This window comes from Vibrio sp., from assembly GCF_047973365.1.
Taxonomy (GTDB): domain Bacteria; phylum Pseudomonadota; class Gammaproteobacteria; order Enterobacterales; family Vibrionaceae; genus Vibrio.
This window is the reverse complement of sequence record NZ_JBKEBW010000030.1, coordinates 1-24,554: the sequence shown is the minus strand read 5'-3', so window position 1 is coordinate 24,554 and position 24,554 is coordinate 1. Positions and strand designations below refer to the sequence as shown.

At 44.4% G+C, this 24,554-nt stretch carries 20 protein-coding genes and 2 pseudogenes; 14 read left to right on the top strand and 8 right to left on the bottom strand.

The window, feature by feature from the left end:
* The first annotated feature begins 218 nt into the window (after positions 1 to 218).
* The 8 genes and pseudogenes from ACK5MF_RS05170 to ACK5MF_RS05135 all read left to right on the top strand — a co-directional run bounded on the left by ACK5MF_RS05170 (position 219) and on the right by ACK5MF_RS05135 (position 8,111).
* The gene (locus ACK5MF_RS05170; protein ID WP_416920056.1) at positions 219 to 1,562 is read left to right on the top strand and encodes a DEAD/DEAH box helicase; all 1,344 of its coding nucleotides are present in this window, start codon (positions 219 to 221) and stop codon (positions 1,560 to 1,562) included.
* A 185-nt stretch (positions 1,563 to 1,747) separates the two neighbouring features.
* Positions 1,748 to 2,368 (top strand): annotated as a pseudogene (locus ACK5MF_RS05165) (thermostable hemolysin).
* On the top strand, positions 2,365 to 3,843 hold the full coding sequence (locus ACK5MF_RS05160; RefSeq protein WP_416920021.1) for an AMP-binding protein: 1,479 nt from the start codon (positions 2,365 to 2,367) through the stop codon (positions 3,841 to 3,843). Before ACK5MF_RS05165 ends, ACK5MF_RS05160 begins: the two are co-directional and overlap by 4 nt.
* A gap of 51 nt (positions 3,844 to 3,894) precedes the next feature.
* The gene (locus tag ACK5MF_RS05155; RefSeq protein ID WP_416920020.1) at positions 3,895 to 4,578 is read left to right on the top strand and encodes a TenA family transcriptional regulator; all 684 of its coding nucleotides are present in this window, start codon (positions 3,895 to 3,897) and stop codon (positions 4,576 to 4,578) included.
* Between the two features lie 9 nt (positions 4,579 to 4,587).
* Complete coding sequence (locus tag ACK5MF_RS05150) at positions 4,588 to 5,397, top strand: SDR family oxidoreductase (RefSeq protein ID WP_416920018.1); 810 nt, start codon at positions 4,588 to 4,590, stop codon at positions 5,395 to 5,397.
* Between the two features lie 14 nt (positions 5,398 to 5,411).
* Positions 5,412 to 6,047 carry a tetratricopeptide repeat protein gene (locus ACK5MF_RS05145; RefSeq protein ID WP_416920016.1) on the top strand — a complete coding sequence of 212 codons (636 nt, stop codon included), beginning with the start codon at positions 5,412 to 5,414 and terminating at the stop codon, positions 6,045 to 6,047.
* 2 nt (positions 6,048 to 6,049) lie between these two features.
* Positions 6,050 to 6,706 carry a response regulator gene (locus tag ACK5MF_RS05140; protein WP_416920013.1) on the top strand — a complete coding sequence of 219 codons (657 nt, stop codon included), beginning with the start codon at positions 6,050 to 6,052 and terminating at the stop codon, positions 6,704 to 6,706.
* Positions 6,696 to 8,111: an ATP-binding protein gene (locus tag ACK5MF_RS05135; RefSeq protein ID WP_416920011.1), complete on the top strand. Its 1,416-nt coding sequence runs from the start codon at positions 6,696 to 6,698 to the stop codon at positions 8,109 to 8,111. The genes ACK5MF_RS05140 and ACK5MF_RS05135 overlap by 11 nt, the downstream gene beginning before the upstream one ends.
* A gap of 100 nt (positions 8,112 to 8,211) precedes the next feature.
* On the opposite strand, the gene ACK5MF_RS05130 is transcribed toward ACK5MF_RS05135, so the two are convergent.
* The 3 genes from ACK5MF_RS05130 to ACK5MF_RS05120 form a co-directional block, all read right to left on the bottom strand.
* A complete protein-coding gene (locus ACK5MF_RS05130; protein ID WP_416920009.1) occupies positions 8,212 to 9,864 on the bottom strand; it encodes an AMP-binding protein in 1,653 nt (550 codons plus the stop codon).
* A gap of 128 nt (positions 9,865 to 9,992) precedes the next feature.
* Positions 9,993 to 10,379 carry a VOC family protein gene (locus ACK5MF_RS05125; protein ID WP_416920007.1) on the bottom strand — a complete coding sequence of 129 codons (387 nt, stop codon included), beginning with the start codon at positions 10,377 to 10,379 and terminating at the stop codon, positions 9,993 to 9,995.
* A gap of 17 nt (positions 10,380 to 10,396) precedes the next feature.
* Entirely contained in the window at positions 10,397 to 11,320 is a 924-nt protein-coding gene (locus ACK5MF_RS05120; RefSeq protein ID WP_416920054.1) for a LysR family transcriptional regulator, read from the bottom strand.
* A 143-nt stretch (positions 11,321 to 11,463) separates the two neighbouring features.
* Here ACK5MF_RS05120 and ACK5MF_RS05115 point away from each other — a divergent pair, with 143 nt between their 5' ends.
* Positions 11,464 to 14,343, top strand: a complete 2,880-nt coding sequence (locus ACK5MF_RS05115; protein ID WP_416920005.1) for an HD domain-containing phosphohydrolase — start codon at positions 11,464 to 11,466, stop codon at positions 14,341 to 14,343.
* A gap of 47 nt (positions 14,344 to 14,390) precedes the next feature.
* Here ACK5MF_RS05115 and ACK5MF_RS05110 read toward each other — a convergent pair whose 3' ends face one another.
* On the bottom strand, positions 14,391 to 14,963 hold the full coding sequence (locus ACK5MF_RS05110; protein WP_416920003.1) for an MSMEG_1061 family FMN-dependent PPOX-type flavoprotein: 573 nt from the start codon (positions 14,961 to 14,963) through the stop codon (positions 14,391 to 14,393).
* Between the two features lie 184 nt (positions 14,964 to 15,147).
* Between ACK5MF_RS05110 and ACK5MF_RS05105 the strand changes: the two genes are divergently transcribed.
* From ACK5MF_RS05105 to ACK5MF_RS05090, 4 genes are read left to right on the top strand one after another with little or no spacing between them, the layout of a single operon-like run.
* Entirely contained in the window at positions 15,148 to 16,134 is a 987-nt protein-coding gene (locus tag ACK5MF_RS05105) for an iron-siderophore ABC transporter substrate-binding protein (RefSeq protein ID WP_416920001.1), read from the top strand.
* A gap of 2 nt (positions 16,135 to 16,136) precedes the next feature.
* Positions 16,137 to 17,168: a FecCD family ABC transporter permease gene (locus ACK5MF_RS05100; RefSeq protein WP_416919999.1), complete on the top strand. Its 1,032-nt coding sequence runs from the start codon at positions 16,137 to 16,139 to the stop codon at positions 17,166 to 17,168.
* Complete coding sequence (locus ACK5MF_RS05095; RefSeq protein ID WP_416919997.1) at positions 17,168 to 18,208, top strand: FecCD family ABC transporter permease; 1,041 nt, start codon at positions 17,168 to 17,170, stop codon at positions 18,206 to 18,208. Before ACK5MF_RS05100 ends, ACK5MF_RS05095 begins: the two co-directional genes overlap by 1 nt.
* Positions 18,205 to 19,005 (top strand): ABC transporter ATP-binding protein, encoded by an 801-nt coding sequence (locus ACK5MF_RS05090; protein ID WP_416919995.1) that lies wholly within the window; start codon positions 18,205 to 18,207, stop codon positions 19,003 to 19,005. Before ACK5MF_RS05095 ends, ACK5MF_RS05090 begins: the two co-directional genes overlap by 4 nt.
* Positions 19,006 to 19,026: 21 nt before the next feature.
* On the opposite strand, the gene ACK5MF_RS05085 is transcribed toward ACK5MF_RS05090, so the two are convergent.
* Positions 19,027 to 19,905: a LysR family transcriptional regulator gene (locus ACK5MF_RS05085; protein WP_416919993.1), complete on the bottom strand. Its 879-nt coding sequence runs from the start codon at positions 19,903 to 19,905 to the stop codon at positions 19,027 to 19,029.
* Positions 19,906 to 20,073: 168 nt separating this feature from the next.
* Here ACK5MF_RS05085 and ACK5MF_RS05080 point away from each other — a divergent pair, with 168 nt between their 5' ends.
* On the top strand, positions 20,074 to 22,143 hold the full coding sequence (locus ACK5MF_RS05080) for a TonB-dependent siderophore receptor (RefSeq protein WP_416919992.1): 2,070 nt from the start codon (positions 20,074 to 20,076) through the stop codon (positions 22,141 to 22,143).
* 84 nt (positions 22,144 to 22,227) lie between these two features.
* Here the strand turns inward: ACK5MF_RS05080 and ACK5MF_RS05075 are convergent, their stop codons facing one another.
* The 3 genes and pseudogenes from ACK5MF_RS05075 to ACK5MF_RS05065 all read right to left on the bottom strand — a co-directional run.
* Positions 22,228 to 23,370 (bottom strand): MFS transporter, encoded by a 1,143-nt coding sequence (locus ACK5MF_RS05075; RefSeq protein WP_416919990.1) that lies wholly within the window; start codon positions 23,368 to 23,370, stop codon positions 22,228 to 22,230.
* A 74-nt stretch (positions 23,371 to 23,444) separates the two neighbouring features.
* A complete protein-coding gene (locus ACK5MF_RS05070) occupies positions 23,445 to 23,882 on the bottom strand; it encodes a DUF3859 domain-containing protein (protein WP_416919988.1) in 438 nt (145 codons plus the stop codon).
* 490 nt (positions 23,883 to 24,372) lie between these two features.
* Positions 24,373 to 24,554, bottom strand: a pseudogene (locus tag ACK5MF_RS05065) (acetoin utilization protein AcuB); the annotation flags it as partial.

The window sequence follows — 24,554 nt, the reverse complement described above, 5'->3', positions numbered from 1 at the left end:
CAAAATAATCCAAAATAATGTCAATGAATCAAATAATTGTGTGAATTCTTACAGCTAAGAATTACTTTAGCACCAATTTTGACTTTAGTGCATATACTATTTAAGTGTTAGCAAGAGAATATTTTCTGTGATCTCTATCTATTAGCGCACTATTCGCGGTATTATACTGCGCTTTGATTTTGACCATTTAGCCGCATGTGTTCGGCTACCCCACTGATTTGGAGAATCCTTTGCAGTTTAAAGATTTAGGCTTAGATAATCGCTTATTGAAAAACCTAGCTCACTACGATTTCAAACAAGCGACCGAAATCCAGAAGATCGCTATCCCTGTTGCTATTGCAGGAAAAGATGTATTGGCTTCTTCTAAAACGGGTTCCGGTAAGACATTAGCCTTTTTGCTTCCTACTCTGCATAAAGCTTTAAAAACAAAGGCTTTCTCAGCAAAAGATCCTCGTGCCATTATCCTGCTGCCCACTCGTGAGCTGGCAAAGCAAGTTTATGGTGAACTACGTGTGATGTTAGGTGGTTTAAGCTACACAGGTACGCTCATTACCGGTGGTGAAAACTTTAATGACCAAGTAAAAGCGTTAAGCCGTCATCCACGTTTTATTGTGGCAACGCCAGGACGTTTAGCGGATCACCTTGAGCACCGTTCATTGTTTTTAGATGGTGTGGATACACTGATCCTTGATGAAGCGGACCGTATGTTGGATTTAGGTTTTGCGCCTCAACTTCGTCATATTCATAAAGCTGCGAAACATCGCCGTCGTCAGACTTTGATGTTCTCTGCTACGCTAGATCACGCTGAAGTTAATGATATCGCTGCGGAAATGCTCAATGATCCTCGTCGTATTTCGGTAGGGGTTTCTAACGAGCAGCACAAAGATATTCGTCAACGTTTCTACTTATGTGATCACCTCGATCACAAAGAGGCGCTACTCGAGCGTGTGTTAAACGATGCGGACTACCGTCAGGTCATTATTTTTACCGCAACTCGTGCTGACACTGAGCGTCTGACCGAAAAACTGAACGAGAAAAAGCTGAAAGCGGTGGCTCTGAGCGGAAGTCTAAACCAAGCACAACGCAATACCATTATGAGTCAGTTTGAGCGCACAGTGTTCAAGATTTTGGTGACGACTGACGTAGCATCACGTGGTTTGGATATCGCTAACGTCACTCACGTTATCAACTTTGACATGCCAAAACACACCGAAGAATATGTGCATCGTGTTGGTCGTACCGGTCGTGCGGGTAACAAAGGTGATGCGCTCTCTCTTGTTGGTCCTAAAGACTGGGATAGTTTCAAGCGTGTCGAAGCCTTCTTGCAACAAGATATTCAGTTCGACGAACTAGAAGGTTTAACCGGTAAATTCAAAGGTCTTAAACCAAGACAGCCTGTTCGAAAATCTGACGGACAAGCGAACAAAAGCGTTAAGTCGCAAACAAAGAAAGTGGCGAAAAAGCCAGTTAAACGTGATAAGAGCTTCTATCAAAACGTGGCTGTTGGCGACAACGTATTCATTCCTAAGAAAAAAGTTGCGCCGAAAGCAGACGAAGAATAATCGACCAGATGATCAAATAATGAATCAATGCCGCTCTGACAGCGGCATTTTTTTGCTGTTGTGCTGGTTTTTCATCTTGTGCCTAAAGTAGGTTGAATAAAAATGCTACTTTTAAGCTGTCCTTAAGTTTCTCTTAAGTTTGCTTCTTTAAGCTCTCTCTATAGCAAGTAGTGAGGGCTTCTTATATGGCAGATTTCTTTCTATCTCATCCATTTAAACTTGAGATTATCGATCGCTTTCATCCACGACGTGGTGATATTGAAAGCTATATTGCTCAGCGTTATTCATTAGCATTTGATGCTCACTTAAACACTTTTATGCCAACGTTTATGGCTTTATTGGAAAACGGAGAGATCCGTTCTCTATGTGGCTTTCGCGTTGCCAGCGATGAGCCTTTATTTTTAGAACAATATTTAGATGTGTCAGCGGATTCGATTTTAAGCCAAGTATTTGAACGTACAATTGACCGTCGTAGACTGATTGAGTTCGGTCAGCTCGCCTCATTTTCCAAAGGTTTCTCTACACTTCATTTCCTGTTGATGACTCAAAAGCTGGTGGAAAGCGGCTATGAATGATGCATTTTCACGGCGACTGATCCGCTTTATGCCATGATGTCTCGCCTTGGTTTAGAAACAACCGTTTTGGCCGAAGCAGACCCTTCGCGAATTCCTGATGCAACTTACACATGGGGGAATTATTACCAGCACCAACCGCGTATTGTTGCGGGTAACTTAAAACATGGATTGGCTCACTTAGAATCTTTGTTCGCTGAGAAAGCGTTGCGCGCTCGTGGAGGTGTTTTATGAACATTATTATTGAATCGCTGATTCGCCACTCCATGGATACGCCAAATAAAATTGCCTTTGTTGGTGAGTTTGAAGAGATCTCCTATCAGAACCTGCTGGTGAGAGTTCGTGAAACTGCTGAGCAGCTTATTCAATATTCGCCTAGGTGTATCGCTCTGCGTGCCGAAAATAGCCTTGATTGGGTGATTGCCGACCTTGCTGCTTTATATGCGGATATTCCTATCGTACCGGTTCCTCTGTTTTTCACCACAGAGCAAGTGACGCATATTTTGCAACAGTCTGGTGCCGACCTATTGCTGGGAAACTGGCATAGTTGGGCGAAAACCGCTTCATCTGAAATGGAAATGGTCGGTGAAGTTGAAGATCTAAGCATCTGGAAACGCTCAGTTGAAGGTGTTAAGCCACTGCTGCCACATACTGCGAAAATCACCTTTACTTCTGGCTCGACCGGCCATCCAAAAGGTGTTTGTTTGAGTCAAAATCAGCTATCCAAAGTTAGTCGATCTTTGACAGACACCATAGCAACCGAAGTGAGATGCGAAACGCATCTGGTGCTTTTGCCTCTTTCTACTCTTTTAGAAAACATTACGGGTATCTACGTACCTCTGATTTTAGGCGCTACGTCAGTCGTGCTAGCAGGTGCACAAGTAGGGCTGATGGGTTCAAGTTCATTTAACTCATCTCAATTTGCCTTGGCATTGGCGGAGTACTTGCCGAATAGCTTGGTGCTGACTCCTGCACTGTTAATGGCGTTGATTGACGTTGTCAAAGCGATGCCTTCTATTGCTCGCAACTTAGCATTTGTCGCCGTTGGCGGTGCTCGTGTTTCTCGGCAACTGTTGGAAATGGCGCACAGCTTGGGCATTCCGGCCTATGAAGGCTATGGACTTTCTGAAAACGCTTCTGTCGTCAGCTTGAACACGCCGTCTGCTTATAAAGCCGGTACCAGCGGTAAGCCACTGCCTCACGTTACTGTAAAAGTTGCCAATGATGGTGAAATCTATGTTTCTGGCTGTGTTGCTCTGGGGTATATCGATCAGCCATTTGAACAAGGATGGTATGCCACGGGTGATTTGGGCCATTTGGATGAAGAAGGCTTCCTCGTCATCGACGGTCGTAAGAAGAACCAAATCATCACCGCATTTGGACGAAATATATCGCCTGAGTGGGTGGAATCAGAAGCGCAAGCATTCATTGAGTTGTATGGCATGGTGCTGGTGGGGGATGGCGAAAACTCTCTGACCGCCATAGTGGAGAGTCAGAATATTGAGCAGCTTGTGGCGGCAATAATGCAACTGAATCAACGTTTGCCTGACTATGCGCGAATAAAAACGTTAATCACAGCATATGGATTACGCACTCTCCCCGGTTTTTTTACTAGTAACGGTCGTCCCATTCGCAGCCGATTTGAACAGTGGATGTTGAGCAACGCTGACGACGAGATTTCGCGAACCGTCACGTCAATCCAAGAATAAAACAACAGCTTTATTAATGAATTTGATTATTAGAATGATGAGGAAAAAGCCATGACTACATTTTTTGCAACCCTTAAAAAAGAAACTCAAGTCGCTCAACAGCAGATGCTACAAGCTCCTATTTTTGCCGCTTGTGCCCGCGGTGAAATTGACCTCGATACCTACGTTAGTTTTCTCACTCAGGCATTCCATCATGTGAAACATACGGTTCCACTTTTGATGGCTTGCGGTGGTCGTTTACCTGAGAAATACGAATGGTTGCGTCAGGCTATCGGTGAATATATCGAGGAAGAGAAAGGTCATCATGAATGGATCTTAAATGACATTAAAGCCTGTGGCGCGAATGCTGATGCGGTGAGAGAGAACAAAGGTAATGGTCGCGTTGGCTCTGCTATCGAGCTAATGACGGCGTATTTATACCACCAAATTGACCGTGGCAATCCTATGGCATTTTTTGGCATGGTTTGGGTGTTGGAAGGCACAAGTGTTGGCGTCGGTGGGCAAGTGGCGGCTTTGGTGAAACAAACTCTGAATCTACCCGACAGCGCAATGAGCTATCTAACCTCACACAGCGTATTGGACCAAGACCATATCCAACTGTTTGAGAGTTTGATGAACAAAATTACCGACCAACAAGACCAAGCGGCGATCATCGATTCTGCGAACATGGTGTACCAGCTTTATGGACAAATGTTGCAAGATCTTACTCCAGTTACGCTGAAGAATGCGGCTTAAGGAACGATTATGCAATTGCAAGATAAACGCGTACTGCTAACGGGTGCCTCGGGTGGCATCGGCAAAGAAGTGGCGAAAGCACTCGAAGCTAAAGGTGCGAAACTGCTTTTAGTGGCGCGAAATAGCAATAAGCTGCAAGCCCTGAAAGAGAGCTTAGCATTTTCGCATCAGCATGAAATTTTGGCTGCCGATCTGTCGACTGATGCCGGGCTTGAACAGGTCAAACAAACCTGTGCAAACCTTTCTTTCAAGGGGCAGCGTATCGATGTTGTGATCAACAATGCTGGCTGTAACCAGTTCAGTTTTCTTGCGCAGAGAAATGCTACCTCCATTGAGCTCGAAATGCGCTTGAACTTGTTGGTTCCCATGTTACTGAGTCAATCCGCTCTAGCATGGATTAACCTTCCGGGCATCATTCTTAATGTAGGTTCGACATTTGGCTCGATTGGTTTTCCCGGTTATACCACTTACTGTGCGGCAAAGTCAGGTTTGCAGCGCTTTAGTGAGGCATTAGACAGAGAGCTTGATGGTTCGGGTATTCGCACGCTTTATCTTGCGCCCCGGGCGACAGATACCGCTCTAAATGACCGGCTTGTCAATCAGATGAATCAGCAGCTTGGCAATAAAAGCGATTCACCTAGCGTGGTGGCAAAGCATGTGATCGACATATTAGAAAAAGAGCAGGCGGCACGTTGGATTGGTTGGCCAGAAAAGTTATTTGCTCGCATCAACCAAATTTTTCCTGCTGTGGTTTCCAGCTCTATTCGCAAACAACAAGACACTATTCATCACTTTATTAATCAAGTGCATGGCAAGTAACTGAGGGACAAATTATGAAAGTTTTATTATCAACTTTAGCTGCTACTATTTGTTTTACTGCCACGACATCCGCTTTTGCTGTGGGAGCGGATCCGTTAATCACGATTCAGAATAAGTGGGCAGTCTGTCAGTATGAGTCGAAAGATATAGATAACCAGATTTACTGCTTAGAAAACTTGGTTAAGCGCAACGAAGAAGCATTGAAGCAAGAACCAACCCGCCAAGAGTTGAAAGTTTGGCTAACAATCAACAAGTCGTCGCTTGCAGGAGCTGATGGTGGTTTAGGGGCACTCTCTTTGGTCAAAGAAGCAAAAGCACTTTTGGAGCAAGTAATTGACAAGGCTCCAGAAACGTTAAGTGGTTCAGCGTATACCAGTTTGGGTTCGCTATACTACAAAGTACCGGGGTGGCCAATTGGATTTGGTGACGATGAGATGGCAGAAAAGATGCTGCGTAAAGCGTTAGACATTAACCCAGATGGCATTGATCCTAACTACTTTTACGCCGATTTCTTAGCGCAAGGTGGGCGAAAAAAAGAAGCCATTCAATATCTAACCAAAGCACAGAAGGCTCCGTCCCGCCCTGACCGCGCGCTTGCCGATCAAGGACGTCAGCGGGAAATAGCGAAATTATTAGGAGAACTCCAATAACCATGCGGTTGCTGTTAGTTGAAGATGATGCATTACTAGGACAATCCATGGTGACTTCGCTAAGTCGCCATGGTTATACCGTTGATTGGGTAGATAGAGGCGGTGGTGTAGAAATTGCGATGCGAACAGAGCAATTCTCCGCGGTGATTTTGGATCTGACGTTGCCGGACATTGATGGGCTGGTGGTTCTGCGCAACCTGCGTCGTGCGGGTTTTACCTTACCAGTACTGATACTCACTGCACGGGACGATATCGAAGACAGAGTTAAAGGCTTAGATGGCGGTGCAGATGATTACCTCGTTAAGCCATTCGCACTGGAAGAATTGATGGCGCGATTGCGAGTATTGATCCGTCGTCAATCAGGATATTGTGACGAACGCATTGTTGTTGGGCAGCTTTCGCTCTCTTTAGCGGAGCAAGCGGTTGAATTTGATGGTAATAGGCTAAAGTTAACCAATAACGAGTTTAAACTGCTCACCGCTTTAATGACACATGCAGGAAGAGTACTCAGTAAAGATCAACTGCAACAATCGTTACACGGTTGGGATGAAGGTGCCAGTGATAATGCGATTGAAGTGCACATTCATAATTTGCGCAAAAAGGTACCCAATAACCTGATTAAAAATATCCGTGGCGTGGGGTATATCATTGAAAAATAAAATGGCAGCAACTTTCTCCATCAAGAAACGGTTAACCATATCAACGGTTCTGCTCAGTACTGTGTTGATATTGATTTCTCTGATATTTAGCTTCTCTTCGTCACGACATGAAATTGAAGAAGTGTATGATGCTCGTCTAGGTCAGTCGGCTAAAATGTTGCTTCTAAGTATGCCTATTTCAGAACAACCATTCCTGTCTGATCACACGCGTGAGTTATTTGATAACTGGATGAACCGCATTGCTTTACAAGCCAAGAATGATGATGACCCAACACCTTTTGGTCATCCTTATGAACAGAACATTCTCGTCCAATTCTATATTGCCGGTGAACTGATTTGGAGTTCCATTCCTGAAATCGAAGACCTGAAGCATGATGCTAAATACGCTGGATTTGGCTACATGGATGTGCAAAATGAGTCTTGGCGATATTTCCAGCTACCACTTCCGAATACGATGAATACTAAGCACGAATATATTTTTGTTGCTGAAAAGGAGTCGATTCGTGATGAAATGATCTATGAACTGGCATTGTCAACAGCTTTACCTCAGTTGATCCTTATCCCGTGTTTGGCGCTGGTTATGGTGCTGCTCATTGATAAACATTTTAAACCAATATCAGAGCTTAAACTGGCGATTGCTCAGCGCAATGCTAATAAGTTAGACAGTATTTATGTTGCGAATCCGACTCAGGAATTATCACCATTGGTGTCTGCACTTAACGCTCTGCTCAGCGAACTTGATCAAGCCTGGCAGCGCGAGAAGCGTTTTACCCGAATGGCGGCTCATGAGCTGAAAACACCGTTAACCATACTGCGTCTTAACGCTGAAAACGCCATGATGAGTCAAAACGAGCAACAATTGAAATCGGATTTAAACAATATCCTGCAAGGTATCGATAGAACCGATCGCATGATTCACCAACTTTTAACTCTGGCAAAAGTAGAGAGCATTCATGAGATGCAGTTCTGCGTTACTGACCTTACTAAACTTTGTCAGTCTGTGATTGCAGAGCGTGTTCCTCTGGCTCTTAAGCGTCAACAAGATGTCTCTTTTGAAGGTGGTGATGTTGAAGTTCCAGGTGATGAAGCATTACTTCGAATTTTGCTCACCAATCTTCTCGATAATGCCATGCGCTATTCTGGCGACGGCTCGCAAATCAATATCAGACTGGACGAACAAGAAGAGACAGTAAAAGTCTTTGTCTGCGATACGGGGAAAGACATTTCAGCGCAAACGCGTGAAAAAATGTTTGATAACTTTTATCGTGCTAACACGGAGAAAGGTGACGGCGCTGGGCTTGGAATGTCGATTACCAGAGATATTGCCAAATTGCATGGAGGAAGCGTTGAACTGCTTCCTCGTTCTGATAACCGCAATACGTTATTGGTTGTTCTGCAAAAATAAGGGCGTCCTTCCATGGGGCTCCGCTGAACCATTCTTGGCTCAGCGGGTATGTTTATCGATACCCATTCACTGATCGGAAATTTCTAGCACGGTATTACTATTAGGATTTGTTCAAGCCATAACAGCGTATTCCGCCATGACGAGTTCTTTCGACTTGGCTGCTCTGATGCCAGAAACCATCGTTATTGTTCCAAAATGCGAGATGGTATTGCTCGCCATCGTCATGCCAAAACCCGATAGGCTGATTAGGGAAGCTGTTTTTACAAACGAGTTCGCCAACGGCACATGACACTGGCTGACCATCTGTGCCAATCACATCGATATCCAGTCCTAGTGCCGCGCCTTGGCACTCTCCGCTGTACACTGGCGAAATCGGATTGCCGATGACAAAATTTCCAAGGATGGTGGAATCTGCCGACATTACCGAAAGATGTAAATCGGGCTTCACTTGATGGTAGATGTAATCAAATTGCTCTGCATCGAGCATTTCACCTGTTGAACATAAAGTTTTGAGTGATGCTAAAGAATAAAAATTGCCGGGCGCAAAGGCTTTTTTCTCTAGAGTTTGTAAGTAGCTCGCTGGGGTAGCTAATAGCGTCACTTCCGCTTCTTGGATGAGTTCCCACAATGCACTCGGCTGTGGGTAGAGTGGGCATCCGTCGTAAATGACTAATGTTGCGCCACTTGCTAGTGCGGAGATGTGCCAGTTCCACATCATTGAGTCACATTCTGTGTTAACTAAAATTCGCTCATCGGGTTGGATGTCGCAATGCAATTGATGCTCTTTTAAGTGGTTGAGTACAGTACCGCCGACACTGTGGGTGATACATCTTGGCGGCGTCGGTTCTGCCGTTGTTGGCTGGTGATCACCAACAACCGTTTTCGTATTAGAGAACGAGGTCTCATCAGAGAAGAGAACAAATAGTGGATCGTTAAAACCAATGCGCTCATAAGTGAGTCCACGAGGAAGGTAGCTGGAAAGGAGTGACTGCCAATCTGAAAACGTGTCGTTGAAATTGACGCTGTATTCACGCTGCTGTAAGTACTCAATTTGACAGGTGTTTTCAATACTTTCAATGGATTGAACAATTTTGGAGTTGTGCTCTTCCATCAGATGATTTGAACCGTTGAAACTGTATCCGTTGCAGCAGAACAAGATCTTAGGTTGAATCTGTTCAAATTTAGCGATTGTCTCTGTCACATCATCGGATGGTGAGGTGGAAGCCCAGATAGCGCCTAAACTTGTTGTTGCCAGCATTGCCACCACAGTTTCAGGCATATGAGGCAGACATGCCGCCACGACATCGCCTTTCATGACACCGTTTTGCGTCAGCCATTGCTGAACAACGGAAACCTGATCGCTAAGTTGTTGCCACGAGAGCTTTTTCGTTTGCCCACTTTCATTTTTGAACCAGATAGCAATGCCTTCGGGTTTTTGGAAAGCGTAAGAAAGCAGATTCTCAGCGTAATTGAGTTGGGCTTGCGGGAACCAAATGGTGTCTCGCGCGGGTAGAAACTGTTGCCAACGTGCAATACCTTCACCGTAGATGCAATTGCCACAAAAACCAATTACATCGCAGAACTGCCAGATTTCGAGCCAGAATTTTTTCTTATCAGCCACAGACCATTGATGGAGTTGTTGATAGCTTTCAACCGCTTCACCTTGCATATTGATATGTTGGATAAACTGTTGAAGGTTCGAAGTTTGAACTCTCTCTTCACTAGGTATCCACAGCGGGCTTTCATCTGACATAACTTTCTCAGTAATCCAATTTCCATTGCATAAAGTTTTGACGCAGATTTAAGCAAAGTCAAACAACAGCCCACTGATATTTAAGATAAAAGATAGGGTTAAAAGTGTCGTCAATTTACTGGTAACCGCTATTCACTTTGATACAGCTCTAGTGGCAAGCCATCAGGATCAGCGAAAAAGGTGTACTGTTTGCCAGTAAATTCATCCACTCGAATCGGTTCTACCGTAATTCCTTGCTGCTCAAGCTTTTGTTTTGCCGCCGCGACATCATCCACACAAAATGCCAGATGGCGTAGACCTTGAGCTTCTGGATAGCTTGGTCTTACAGGTGCGTCGGGAAATGAAAATAACTCAATTTGCGAGCCGTCAGGCAAAGCCAAATCAAGTTTGTAAGAACGGCGGGTTTCTCGGTAATTCTCAGCAATGACTTTTAACCCGAGAACATCCACATAAAAGGCTTTTGAGCGAGGATAGTCAGAACAAATAATCGCAGCATGATGAATTCGTTTTAGCATGGTGTCCTCGTATCATGTTAACGGTTGAGTTTTGGGCGCAGATGTTCAAGTGCGTAGTCGATGAAAACTCTCAAGCGCGCAGGCATATACTTGGTTTGAGCATATTGCATCGCAATCGCGCCGTGGTAGTTACTTTTGATTGTCCACTCTTGCAACAGTTGGACCACTTCGCCATTGGCTATCGCATCTTGGACGACAAAGTCATGGAATATTCCAATACCCAAACCGTTTTTTGTACCGTTCAATCGTATCTGTGATTGGTTAACCGCGAAACGCCCAGTTACTGCCACGGTGTGAAATTCGTCGTCTTTGAGAAAACTCCAAATATGATCATGCTCGGTTTCAGCAAGATAGAGACAATCGTGGTTCGACAAATCCGTTGGGTGTTTTGGTATCCCTCTTTGTTTGAGATATTCAGAACTGGCACACAACACCAGATTGGTTTTGGCCAGTTCCTTGAGTACCAAGTTTTCGTCCGGTTTATCAGTCAGCTTAAACGCCACGTCTACATTGTGTTTGAACAGATCAATTTCACCGTCAGCCGCTCTGAGTCTGAGCTTGATCTCTGGGTATTGTTTGAGAAATGGGACGACGAGTGGCTGTAACACCGAGTTCAGAAAAGCCTCTGGCGCTGCGATGGTTAACGTACCCGCCGCGTCAGTATGGTCTGAACTTGACAGCTCCACGGCTTGCTGCGCCGCGTTCATCATCACCAAACACTGGTCATAAATTTTCTGCCCAGCCTGCGTGATGGTGAGTTTCCTCGTCGTGCGTTCAAACAACTTCACAGACAAAGCTTGCTCCAGACGAGTAATCAGTTTACTTAATGCTGAAGGTGTAACGCCTAACTTGTGAGCAGCCGCGGTAAAGTTTCCTTCATTTACAATTAAGATAAATGTTGCTAAATCAGGGAGTAAAGTAATCAGCTTAGGGTTTAGCATGGTGTTTAGACGTTTAATGACCGCACAAATGTAGTTGTGCTGCGAACTGTACCATATTAATCCGTTCACTGATGAGATAATTCCTACTTGTGAGAAGTAGAAATAGTCTATCTTTACAAAATGTTGTACTAAGGAAAGTTGTCATGAAGAAGACTGAGAAACGGTGGTATTCGAGATTGGTTATGCCACTTCACATTCATTTATCGGTGATGTTTGTTAGTGTGGTCGCGGGTTCTTGTTTACTGCAAATTTGGGCCTCTTCTAAAGGTATCGACAACATCATCTTCGAAGCCAACCAGTCACTGTTTGAACAAATAGCGACGACGACAAAAAGTGATTTCGAAAACGTTTTTCAGCCTGCCATGAATGCGATTAGCACCTTAGAACTGACCTCGCTTGCTAACAAAAATTTTGAAGACGATAGAATCTCTTATATCGCTATTTTGCAAAAATTATTACATACCCAATCGAGTGTGAACGCTTATTTTGTCGGATATGGTAACGGGGATGTCCTCGCGGTTTTCAAAAACACCCAATCTCCGTGGATGAAAGATGTTCCTGTACCAAAAGATGCCGAGCAATTTGGTGTTATGTCTTCTTATGAAAAGGGTTTCGCAACATTGTTCTTTTTTTCCGCACAAGGAAAAGTACTTGGCTCACAAATTATCGCTAATTATGGGTTAGATGCGCGCGAAGAAACTTGGTACAAAGAGGCAAAAAACAATGAAATCAGTTTAGCAAGACCAAGGTTTTTCCAAGTTCAGCAACAAATCGGAGTCACGGTACAAAAGAAAGCGGAAAGCGGGACTGTCATTGCTGCTGAAATACTGTTGTCTAGCGTCTCGAATGTGCTAGCTGGTAATACTAAGGATCATCCTTCCACTCGATTGCTATTTGAGAAAAACCAACGATATATTTATGCCTTCAGTGAGGGCAATCATCATCGTATCTCGCTAAGTGAGTTAGAAACTATTGACCAATTACCTTTTCCAAATATTAGACAGGTCATTTTGGATGAAAGTTTGGTGGGAAAAGGTTTGAGAACCGAAATAATTAAAGGTGAAAAGTGGTTCGGTCAAGTGTTTCCGGTAGCCAAAATAGGCGATAAAGACTTTTATCTGCTTTTTGCTATCAAAGAAGTCGAATTGTTAGACAAGGCCGCGACAATTCGACATGACTCGATAGCGACGGCATTTATTCTGGCTTTGCTTGTGCTACCGATTGTTTACATTATGGCGCAATTTATTAGTCGTCCGATTCGCTTAGCGACCAAAAATGCACAAGATATCAGTCACTTCAAGTTTGATGCCCCGAATTATAAAACCAGTCGTATTAAAGAAATTGTTGAGCTTAACAAAGCATTAAAGGGTATGAACGTTACCATTCGTAACTTCTTTGAAATGACGAGAACCATCTCGAAACAAAAAGATTCACTGAAAATTCAGTCTGTTCTTAGTGAAGGCTTGGTTAAGGTCACTCAAGCACAAAGTGCTTTTCTATCGATCTGGAATCCAAAACACGATCGTTTAGAGGCTCACATTTATTGGGATGGCAAAACCAAAGACAAAAATGATGTCTCACTTGCCTACCTCGATGGTAATGAAAAAGTAAGCCAGATGTATTCAGAGGTAACCAATCAAGAGTATCTGATTTACGAAAACGCTGTTGAATTTGCGAAAAAGCTGCGTTTGCCAGAAGAAGTCTGGTGGATGATGGTGCCGCTGTATAACCGAGATGGAAAGTGTATTGGCTGTTTAAATCTTGCGTATCTTAATGAGCAGAAACAGTCGATATTGAACGAAACCTTACCGTTAACTTTGGTGTTAACCGGTTATACCTCACTGGCGATTGAAAGCAAAAAGCATCTAAGAGAGCAAAAGGAACTATTAGAAGCTTTCATTAAAGTGATTGCAGGTGCTATCGATACCAAGTCGCCTTACACAGGGAATCACTGTCAACGTGTGCCTGTTTTAACGGAGCGCTTAGTTGGCGCTGCGGCTAAATCTGATTTACTACCGTTTAGGGATTATTCACTGACGGCCGATGACCAGGAAGCTCTGCATATCGCATCGTGGCTTCATGATTGTGGCAAAGTAACAACACCAGAGTATGTCGTGGATAAAGCGACCAAACTGGAAACCATTTATAACCGTATTCATGAAGTCAGAACCCGTTTTGAGGTGCTGAAAAGAGATGCTGAAATCGAAGTTTATCAGCAGGCTTTTGGTGAACTGGCGGCTGATCAAAAAGAAAAAGTGAAGGAAATATGGCGTCAGTTGGATGACGATTTTGCCTTTATCGCTCAAATGAATGAAGGTAATGAATTTCTAAGTGACGAGTACAAACAGCGTATTCAAACGATTGCTGGCAAAACATGGCAACGCACTCTGGATTCAACATTAGGTCTCGGATATGAAGAGTTGAAACGATATCGTGATGAATCCAGTGAGTTGCCAGTCACCGAGTCTTTGTTGTCGGATAAAGCGTCACATCATATCCCCTGGGAAAACAATAAAACTCGTGATGCACGTTTCCACTTGCAACCTCGGCAGTACAAGAATGATCAAGGTGAGGTTTATAACCTTAGCATTGAGCGCGGCACACTCAATGATGAAGAGCGATTTATCATTAACGACCACATTATAGAAACTATAATGATGCTGGAGTCATTACCGTTCCCAAACAACTTAAAAAATATCCCACTTATAGCTGGGAGCCATCATGAAAAATTGGATGGAAAAGGCTATCCGCAGGGACTCGAGCAAAATGATATCCCTCTTGCGGGCAAAGCGATGGCGATTGCGGACATTTTTGAAGCTTTGACTAGCGCAGATCGTCCATACAAAAAAGCGAAGACATTGTCAGAGTCACTAAAAATTATGAGCTTTATGGTAAAGGACAAGCATATTGATGCGGATCTATTCGCCTTGTTTCTTAACTCAGGTGTCTATATGGATTACGCCAAAGAGTTTTTAGAGCCTGAGCAGATAGATCCGGTAAATGTGGCTGATTACTTGCTATAAGCTAATCAGCCATAGAGCGAACAAAATTCATAGAGCGAACAGAACGGTTAGTCACCGCGCTGTTCTTTCTCGACTTGCTGATCTTGAATAATCTTAAGCAGAGAAGGCAGGAACTCTCGTTCTACAAAGGATTCATTGTTCCAGATTTTGGACTTCATTAACGCTTTAGGGCAGTGGAACAGCAGAGAGTCAACAGTGACTTTAACCACTAATTTTGGCTTAGTTTTGCCGTCAAGACAGAGTTCTCGAATCTCGTCATCAAGATGAATAGACGCGGTACCTTTTACTCGCACGACATCTTCGATGCCAGCAACAATAAACAGCAAGCCGACTTTGGGGTTGGTGATAAGGTTCGTTAAGGTATCTAAACGGTTATTGCCCGGGCTGTCAGGGAATGCCAGTGTTTTTTCATCCAATACTTTGACAAAGCCTGCGTCACCGCCGCGGGGAGAAAGATCTAAAAATCCATCTTGATGAGTAGACGAGAGAAAAAACAGTCTGCTGTTTTCAATAAAAGTGCGAGTATGCTGGTCAATGTGCTTAATGTCTTTCGCCACAGCCAGTGGGTGAGGTGTGCTATAGAGCTCTCTTAATTCTTCCAGTGTTGATATTTGAGTCATTGTATACTTTCTCTTGCTTTTATAGTTTCGTATTGGTTATCAGTCATAAACTATTTGTAAATGATACCTAGTATCATTTGATATTAGTTTGCATTATCATGTTCTAACTCATAGGACAGAGTCAAATTTCATCTCGATGAGATGGCGCTGTTATAAAGTCGAAGCCAAAACCGAAGCCAATTGTATGTTGAAACTCAAAGCCGTTTTTACCGTTTTACTTTTCTGTTTAACCTCCACAATCAGTTGGGCAGACGATAACGTTACCTATCCCATTAAAATTCAGCATGCTTTTGGTGTCACCACCATCAAGCAAAAGCCAGTGCGCGTTGCGACAGTCGCTTGGGCTAATCATGAAGTACCTCTTGCGTTGGGCGTAGTACCGGTTGGTTTTGCTGCCGCGAAATTCGGTGATGATGATGGTGATGGCGTTCTGCCTTGGGTGAAAGCACGGCTAGATGCACTGGGCGCACAAACGCCAACGCTATTCGATGAAGGTGATGGTATCGATTTTGAAGCGGTTGCCGCGACGCAACCGGATGTGATTCTTGCGGCGTATTCTGGTTTGAGTCGTTCCGATTACGAAACGCTGAGTATGATTGCACCAGTAGTGGCATACCCTAATGCACCTTGGTCTACAGATTGGAGAAGTATGATCCGTATTAATAGCGCGGGTATGGGGATGGCGAAACAAGGTGACCGTTTGATTGCCAGTATTGAACAAGACATCGCATCGCGAGCGGCAAAATATCCAGAACTTAAAGGCAAATCAGCCATGTTTATTACCCACTTAGATCCGACGGATCTGAGTGTGATTCACTTTTATACGGGCAACGATACACGAGTGAAATTCTTCAGTGACTTAAATCTTGTCTCATCACAAAGCATTCGCGATTTGAGTCGTTCAGGGCAATTTTCTGGTGAAGCCAGTATTGAGCAAATCGACGTGTTTAACGATGTCGATATCTTTGTTACCTACGGTGGTGAAGAATTATTGAAACCTCTTGAGAACAATCCGCTGATGTCGAAAATGAACGCAGTTAAGCGGGGTTCGATAGTGATGTTAGGCGGTGGGTCGTTAGCCACTGCTGCCAATCCAACGCCGTTATCCATCTCTTGGGTGTTGGATGATTATCTTGAGGCGTTAGCGGCGGCAGCACGCAAAGCGCAATGAGTATGTCTATTTGCAAAAGCCATCAGTTTTCGCTGTGGGGGATTGAGGTTTCACGCTCGTTGACTCTTGTTGCTTTACTTATCGTCTTGTTCTTTTTGTGCTTGCTTTCCGTCGCGTTAGGCACGCGAGAAGTCTCGTGGACTGAAATTTTCAGTGCGGTTCAAGGCAACTTAGATACCGTAGGTGAAGCCGCAGTGGCTATGCGTATTCCACGTACCGTATTGGCAGTGATTGCTGGCGCTTCTTTAGGTTTAGTGGGCGCTGTGATGCAGGGGGTTACTCGCAATCCACTTGCTGATCCCGGCATTCTTGGTGTCAATATTGGCGCTTCATTCTTTGTGGTGATCGGCTTGGCTTGGTTTGGCATGAATCAAATTCAAACCTATGTCTGGATGGCAATTCTAGGATCAGCGCTGACTGCCGCATTTGTTTACACTATTGGTTCCATGGGGCGAGGTGGTGCAACACCGCTTAAGTTAGCGTTAGCTGGCGCGGCAACGTCAGCAGCTTTGTCCTGTTTTACTATTGCGGTTGTGTTACCACGCAATGATATTGCCGGTGGTGCGCGTTCTTGGCAGATAGGTGGTGTCGGTGGGGCGACATTTGAGACCATCGTACTTGTACTGCCTTTTTTGATCGTTGGTTTAGTGATTACCGCGTTAACCGCGCGAAAATTAAACAGTTTGGCATTAGGTGACGACCTCGCTGCTGGCTTGGGTGAGAATGTGGTTCTGGCTCGAAGTGCGGCAGGACTTGGCGCTATTTTGCTCTGTGGTGCGACAACGGCAATTTGTGGGCCCATCGGCTTTGTCGGTTTAGTTGTGCCGCATTTCTGCCGCCTTTTGGTGGGTGTTGATCATCGCTGGCTGTTGCCTTTCTCTGCGGTGACTGGCGCGAGTTTGCTATTGCTAGCTGACATTGTTGGGCGAATCATTTCCCGTCCAAGTGAGTTATCGGTTGGTGTCGTGACGGCTTTTATTGGCGCACCATTTTTTATCTGGATAGTGCGTCGTCAGCGAGTTAGGGAATTATGATGTCCGCTGAGTTACTTCTTTTACAACGAGTGAAAACAGCGCGTCAACACCGTATGCGACGCTGGACGTTGATCATGGTTGGCTTAACCATTTTGGCGCTGTCCGCTTGGTGTTTAACCCTGATTTTAGGGCAATCTTATACCTCTCCATCTATTGTCTGGCAGGTATTACAGGGCGAGAATATTCCCGGTGCGAGTTTTACCGTTGGTCATTTGCGATTACCGAGAGCGATAATTTCCTTACTGGTTGGAATGAGTTTCGGCTTGGCGGGTGTCGCATTTCAAACCATGCTACGTAACCCGTTAGCCAGCCCTGATATCGTAGGTGTGAGCTCAGGCGCTAGCGCTGCCGCTGTGTTCGCCATTATTGTGCTTAATATGGATGGCTCTGCCGTTGCAGTTTTCTCCATTGTGGCGGGGTTGGCTGTTGCACTGACGGTGTATGGTCTGTCATACAAAAATGGTGTGGCGGGCACACGTTTGATTTTGGTCGGCATCGGCGTTTCTGCCATGATTGAAAGCTATATTGCGTACCTTTTGTCGCAAGCCTCATCGTGGGATTTACAAGAGGCGATGCGTTGGTTAACCGGAAGTGTCAATTCAGTACAACTGGATCAAAGTGTGTCGTTGTTGGCGTCACTGGTTATCTTCGGTGGCTTATTGCTGAGTCAATCCAAGCCGTTAGAAGCATTACGCATGGGGGACGATACTGCTGCGGCGCTGGGTGTTAACGTCACCTTTACTCGTGTCACTGTTATTGTCTGTGCGGTGGGGTTAATTGCAGTGGCGACCGCTGTCACTGGTCCTATCGCTTTCGTGGCGTTTCTTTCCGGACCTATCGCAGCCCGTATTGTCGGCTCAAACGGGACTCTGCTTATTCCTGCTGCGCTAGTTGGTGCGATACTGGTGTTGGCTGGGGATTACATCGGACAATTTGTTCTTCCAAGCCGCTATCCGGTTGGGGTTATCACGGGTGCGTTGGGTGCTCCATATCTTATTTATTTAATTATTCGCGTTAATCGTAAAGGGGGAGCGCTGTGACCAAAGCTCATGAACTTGTGGTAGAGCAGTTGTCTGCTGGTTATGGAGAAAAAACCATAGTAAAAGATCTCTCGCTTAAGATTGCTCCCGGAAAAATTACTTCAATTGTCGGGGCAAATGCTTGCGGCAAATCCACACTGTTAAAAACTTTATCCCGATTGTTAACACCTTCTCATGGGCAAGTGTTGCTTGATGGAAAATCGGTACATAAAAGCCCAACGAGAACGTTGGCGCGCACATTAGGTTTATTACCTCAGTCTCCGATTGCGCCAGAAGGGATCACTGTCGGTGATCTTGTCAGTCGTGGGCGTCATCCACATCACGGCTTAATGTCTCGTTGGAACAGTAAAGATGACCAAGCGGTCGCTAATGCCTTAGAAGTGACAAAACTGACTGACCTAATAGATAGAGAAGTTGATGAGCTGTCAGGCGGGCAGCGTCAGCGTGTGTGGATTGCCATGGCGTTAGCGCAGGAGACGGATATCTTGTTGCTTGATGAGCCGACGACATTTTTAGATGTGGCGCATCAAGTGGAAGTGTTGGATTTGCTGGTGGATCTGAATCTACAGCGTGGGATCACTATCGTGATGGTTCTGCATGATCTTAACTTAGCGGCTCGCTATTCAGACTATCTGCTGGCGATGATCAACGGACTGGTTCATGCTCATGGTCAGCCGTCAACTGTGCTGACCCGTGAGACTATTCAGGCGGTATTTGGTTTAAACAACCACATCATCATTGATCCGGTTTCCAACATTCCAATGATGATTCCAATCGGTCGGCACAAGCTGAAATAACGGATACGTCAAAGACAACAGTTACTTAGAGAGTAGCTGCAAAAACTCCATCAGAGCCGGATTATCAGAAGTATTTTTATACACAAAGTTTAGTGGTGATGTGTGGGGTAATACATCCAGCGGAGTATAACAAAGCATATTCGATGGTCGGCTAAAGTGCCGTTCATTGACAATAGCCACCCCATTGCCCGCTGCCACTAATCCCAACATTGTGCTTTCACCATGCGCCCACTGGGTCACTTCTGGTGCCCAGCCTATTGCATTGAACAGTATTTCCTGCCAGTCGTAGTAGTAAGGATCAACGCTTCTCGGCAAGCGGACTGAAGGCAAAAGATTGAGCTCTTCAATCGAAGTGGAGGGCGCTATGGTTTTTCCCCAACTGGTAGGATAAGCCAGTACTAACTTGTCCTGTGCGATAGGGTGTACTGAGTATTCCGAAGACAACTCAGCGAAATGATACAGAAAAGCGCCGTCAATTTGGTCTAGCTCAAGTCGCTTTTGCAGCACTATTGGGGTATCTGAATACACTTCCAGTTCAACATCATTATTATCATGGCGAAACTGATTAATGCATTGATTAATCTGCCCTTCCCACAGTACAAAGTCATGGGCACCTAAAGCAAGAGAACCATATTCCGTATGACTAAACTGTCGAACGCGCTCATTGGCATCATCAATTTGTCGGATGACGGCTCCTAGCTGTTTTTGATAGATCTTCCCGGCGCGGTTTAGACGTAATCCCTTAGGTAAACGGTCAAACAATAGTACGCCCAATTCTGTTTCTAATTCTTTGATTTTTCTTGATATCGCTGGCTGAGTGACATGTACTTTCTGCGCTGCTAAACGAATATTTTGTGTTTCAGCGACGGCTAAAAAATATTTGAGGTGGCGTAACTCCATTCGATGATTTCTCTCTCGGCATCGGTTGATAACTATATATCAATTTAAATTACAAATGGTAACCATTATCGTTTGCATTATCAATAGTAAGAGATAACAATAAAAATTAGCAGTATAGGATTATTAAAAATGGAAAATATTAGAAGTGGTAAGGAACGTAGGAGTGCGATGCAATTACTCCTTTGTTTCGTTCCTGTTCTTTCTTATTCAGGTTCTGGTTATGCAGAAGCTCAAGATAGTGTTCAACAAGACCAAACTTATCGCGTAAACACCATTACGGTTTACGGACAGCCAATGGCAAGTGATGCCGATACTACGGTTGCTGAAGAACTGTGGGTTGGCGGCAAGGTTGCAACCAACGTGCATGATACGCCAGCGTTAGTTTCGGTGATCACGGAAAAAGAGATCAACCAGCGTAACGCCACCACAACAGAAGAAATTTTGCAGTATTCTCCGGGTTTGGTCACTGGTTATTATGAAACCGATGACCGTAATGATTACATTCAAATGCGCGGATATAACGCAACAACGTATCGAGATGGTATGACAGTTGGCTCTATGCGTGGTGTTCGAGAAGATCCTTATGCTTATGAAAGGGTAGAAGTTATTCGTGGAGGTAACTCAACACTATTTGGTCCTGCGGATCCTGGTGGCTCAATTAACTTTGTAAGCAAAAGACCTAAATTTGAACAGTTTGGTAATACTTATGTGTCTTATGGTTCTTTCGACAACAAAGAAATCGGACTGGATTTTGGTGATACGTTAAATACTGATGACACTGTTGCTTATCGTTTCACCGCTAAAGTTAAAGACAGCGATCTCGAATACGACTATTCAAAAGATAACTCTCAACTTATTATGGGCGGGTTGAGTTGGCAGCCCTCAGTCGACACAACGGCGACATTAATCGTGGATTATTTGAAACGCGATAGTACACCAAACAGTGGCGGTTACCCTAAAGATAGAGAATATGATCGAAGCAGCTTTTACGGTGAACCTGATTTTAATCAGCATGATGTCGAGCGTACAAATATAACTGCTCAGCTTTCTCATTATTTTACTAATCGTCTTAAGTTAAGCGGGAACTTACGTTATAGCGATGTAAAAGATGAATATCGATATGTTTATATTTCTGACACAAGAACTGGATCTGGAACGGAAGTTGACCGTGGTTATATGGCCTCTGATTCATCCGCAAAAGAGCTGATTGCCAACACGATTCTTCAGTACGATGTTAGCTTTAAACATCTCGACAGCAGTACGCTTGCAGGTTTGGAATATCGTGATGCAACGAGTGACAACCTATCAGCTTATGCGGGAGCAACGAGTATCGATGTCGCTAATCCGGTCTATAGCGGTGCACCAACGAGCTTATCGACATACGCAGATTATGAGCAGGACTATACCATTGAGTCTGCCTTTGTTCAGCAGAACCTATCGCTGAATGATCGTTATATTCTGACTGTTGGTGCTCGCTATGATTACATCGATCTGACTAAAGACGATTATCAACTTGGTCAAAGTTCTAGCGGCGATTTTTCAGAGATATCTCTGCGTGCTGCATTTACATATAAAGTCAATCAAGAGTGGTCAACCTATATCAGCCAGTCTGAATCAGTCGCTCCGCCATCACCGGGTGATAATGTGAACATTGAACCTGAGCGTGGTGACCAGATTGAACTGGGTGTGAAGTATTCGCCTTCATCTATCAATGCGCTGTTCTCTGCTGCTATTTATGATTTAGAGAAGAACAATGTATCCATTACGGTTGTTAATCCGAATGGTACTTTTTCTCAGTATGCGGGTGAAACCAGAGTTAAAGGTCTTGATCTGGAAATGAAAGCAGAGCTAACCGATGATCTAAGTCTGACTGGTGGCTATTCTTATATGGATACTGAAGTTGTTCGTTCTGACGATATTCCTGAAGGTAACGAGTTTGCGAATATACCGCACCATTCTGCGTCCTTATGGGGATACTACACATTACCGAATCAGACCATGGATTTTGGCTTAGGTGCGCGTTATGTAGGCAGTTACTATTTTGACGCAGCAAACACATCTAAAAGTGAAGCCGCGACACTGTTTGATGCCGCTTTCGCCTACCGTATTTCTAAATCTGCCAGCCTATCAGTTAATGTTCACAACTTGACGGATAAACAATATGTCGTTGGTTCTGGCACTGCAGATTATTACAATGCAGGTCGCTCGTTTAACGCTTCGTTAAACTACACTTGGTAATCTTTCGAATTAAGCGACCTTATTACTCATGTTGTTAAAACAAAAGCCACAGTCTTACGATAGACTGTGGCTTTTATCAGTTTTCTACACTCTGATCTTAAAGCTCAATAATACCGCGATGAAAATCAGTCCCACGACAACATAAAGCGCATTAATAAGACCATAAATCTCTGCGCCAAAACCTATCAGGGCAGGTCCGGCTAAAACGCCCACATAACCGACGGTAGAAACGGCGGTCACCGCCAGAGATTCTGGCATAGCAGTTTGTTTGCCGGTAGCAGAAAACATGATGGGAACAATATTGGAGCAACCAATACCAATGAGTGCATAACCGACTAATGCACTTTGCCAGTGATTAAACGACAAGCTGACCAGAAATCCTATGATCGCTACCGATGAACCCAACACGATCATTCTTTTTGCGCCGATCTTGCTGACCGCTTTATCTCCCAACAGGCGACCAATTGTCATAGCAACGGAGAAGCACGCTACACCCATTCCCGCAGAAGTGGCCGGAATGTCTCGATATTCACTTAGAAAGATACCGCTCCAATCGAGCACTGTGCCTTCGGATAAGAAAAACACAAAACAGACCACACCAATGAAAAATACCGAACCTTTTGGGATAGCAAAGTAAGGACCTTGCTCTTGTGAGGTGTCAGAGCGCAAACCGGGCTTATTGACAGTCAAAAGCAACAAAACGAACAGTGATGTCAGTAAGCAGGCGAGTGAAACAGCGAAACCTGCGGACAATATTGAGGTGAGTACGATTGCGCCAGTCATGCCACCTAAGCTGTAGAAACCATGGAAACCCGACATAAGAGGTTTGTTTGCCTCTTTTTCAACAATCACGGCTTGAATGTTCATCGTACAGTCAGTGATGCCAAGACACATGCCAAAGCAGATCAGCAACATTGACAAAGTCACGATCGAGTTGGCAAACAGCAGTGTCGGAAACAGCAGTGAAAAGCCCACCACTGAGATTAGCAAAACACGCTTACAGCCGTACTTACTGGTATAAAAACCAGCTGCGGGCATACCAACTAACGCGCCAATGCCAAGGCAGAGAAGCAGCAACCCCATGACGCCATCGCTGATTTGAACGTTGGTTTTCACAAATGGAATAATGGCTGCCCAAGCTGCGGTAATGAAACCGGCACCGAAAAACATTGAACGTGTCGCGATTCTATCGATATCGCCACGCTTGATGATCATTGCTGACAGCATTCTTGATGACTTCCTGTCGTAGTTATTGATGCGAAATGATAGTCATCTTATGACGAAAAATACACAAATAACTATCAAAAGCCTCTATGCTTCCAGAACTGACCTTCATCACGCGCCACGACTTTAAATTTCTTCTCAGCGATGGTTTTGCCTTCCATTTCCATCACCATACGCCACTCGCCTAAGTTACTTTCCAGCCCGTTAATCGGGCATAGCAACTGTACGGTGTCACCTAAGTAGAAGTTCCAATCGTCACTGCGCACGTATACTTCACCATCAAAAGGCTCAAGCACTTTGCCTTTTTTGTTGATGATGCCCGGGTGATAGATACAAAACTCAAGCAACTTTCCTTTGGCTTTTTTTATATTGATGGTGAAACCAAACTCCACACCTTCTTCGGCGGTGACCTGCTGAGTGAATTCTTTGATCTTTGGTAGGTCTTTGGATTTTGCATCCCAATGGCTATAAATGCCGTAAGAAGTAATTTGGATAACTGGAGTACGCTTTGCCACGCTGAGTTCTCGCTAATTCATGGTGCGTGGATCTTACTCAAATACTCTCTGAGCTTCAAATCTATACCAAGTTTAACCACGGAGTTGCTGCTTTCTCCCTGCTGAGCAAGGAGAAAGATTACTTGGAAGTTTGAGTTGCAAGTACGATTAACTCATACCAGTCTGGAAAACTTTCTGATCAGTGAATGGGCATTGATAAGCAAACCCTCTGAGCCAAGGATGGCTCAGCGGAGCCCCATGGAAGGGTTTATGCGTGTTTGTGTTAGATGCCCATTCGCTGTTCCCCGATGTTCAATCTGATCACTTTTTTACCTAGGATGGTATGAGACAGAGCTCGCCAATAAAATGCTAGCCAATAAACTGCGGCGCTGATGTTGGATCGGTACGGATGATTATTTGAAATGAGGGGAGGTAAAAGGTTAATACTAGCCAATACTAACCTTTGTATAAATACTAATCTTTTTATAAATACTATGATAATGCCGGATCGTTATAGATCATCTTCGATTTCTTCAGGTTCAACTTCTTCTTGTAACTCAATAAGGCTCACCGCAATCGAGACAAAAGCGATATCGGAAATAAACCCGACGACCACTCATTTAGCTATGACTGGTAAGCAACCGACTTTGTGTTTTTGCATATACATGCCGCTCTCTTTAAACCCTGCTCGCG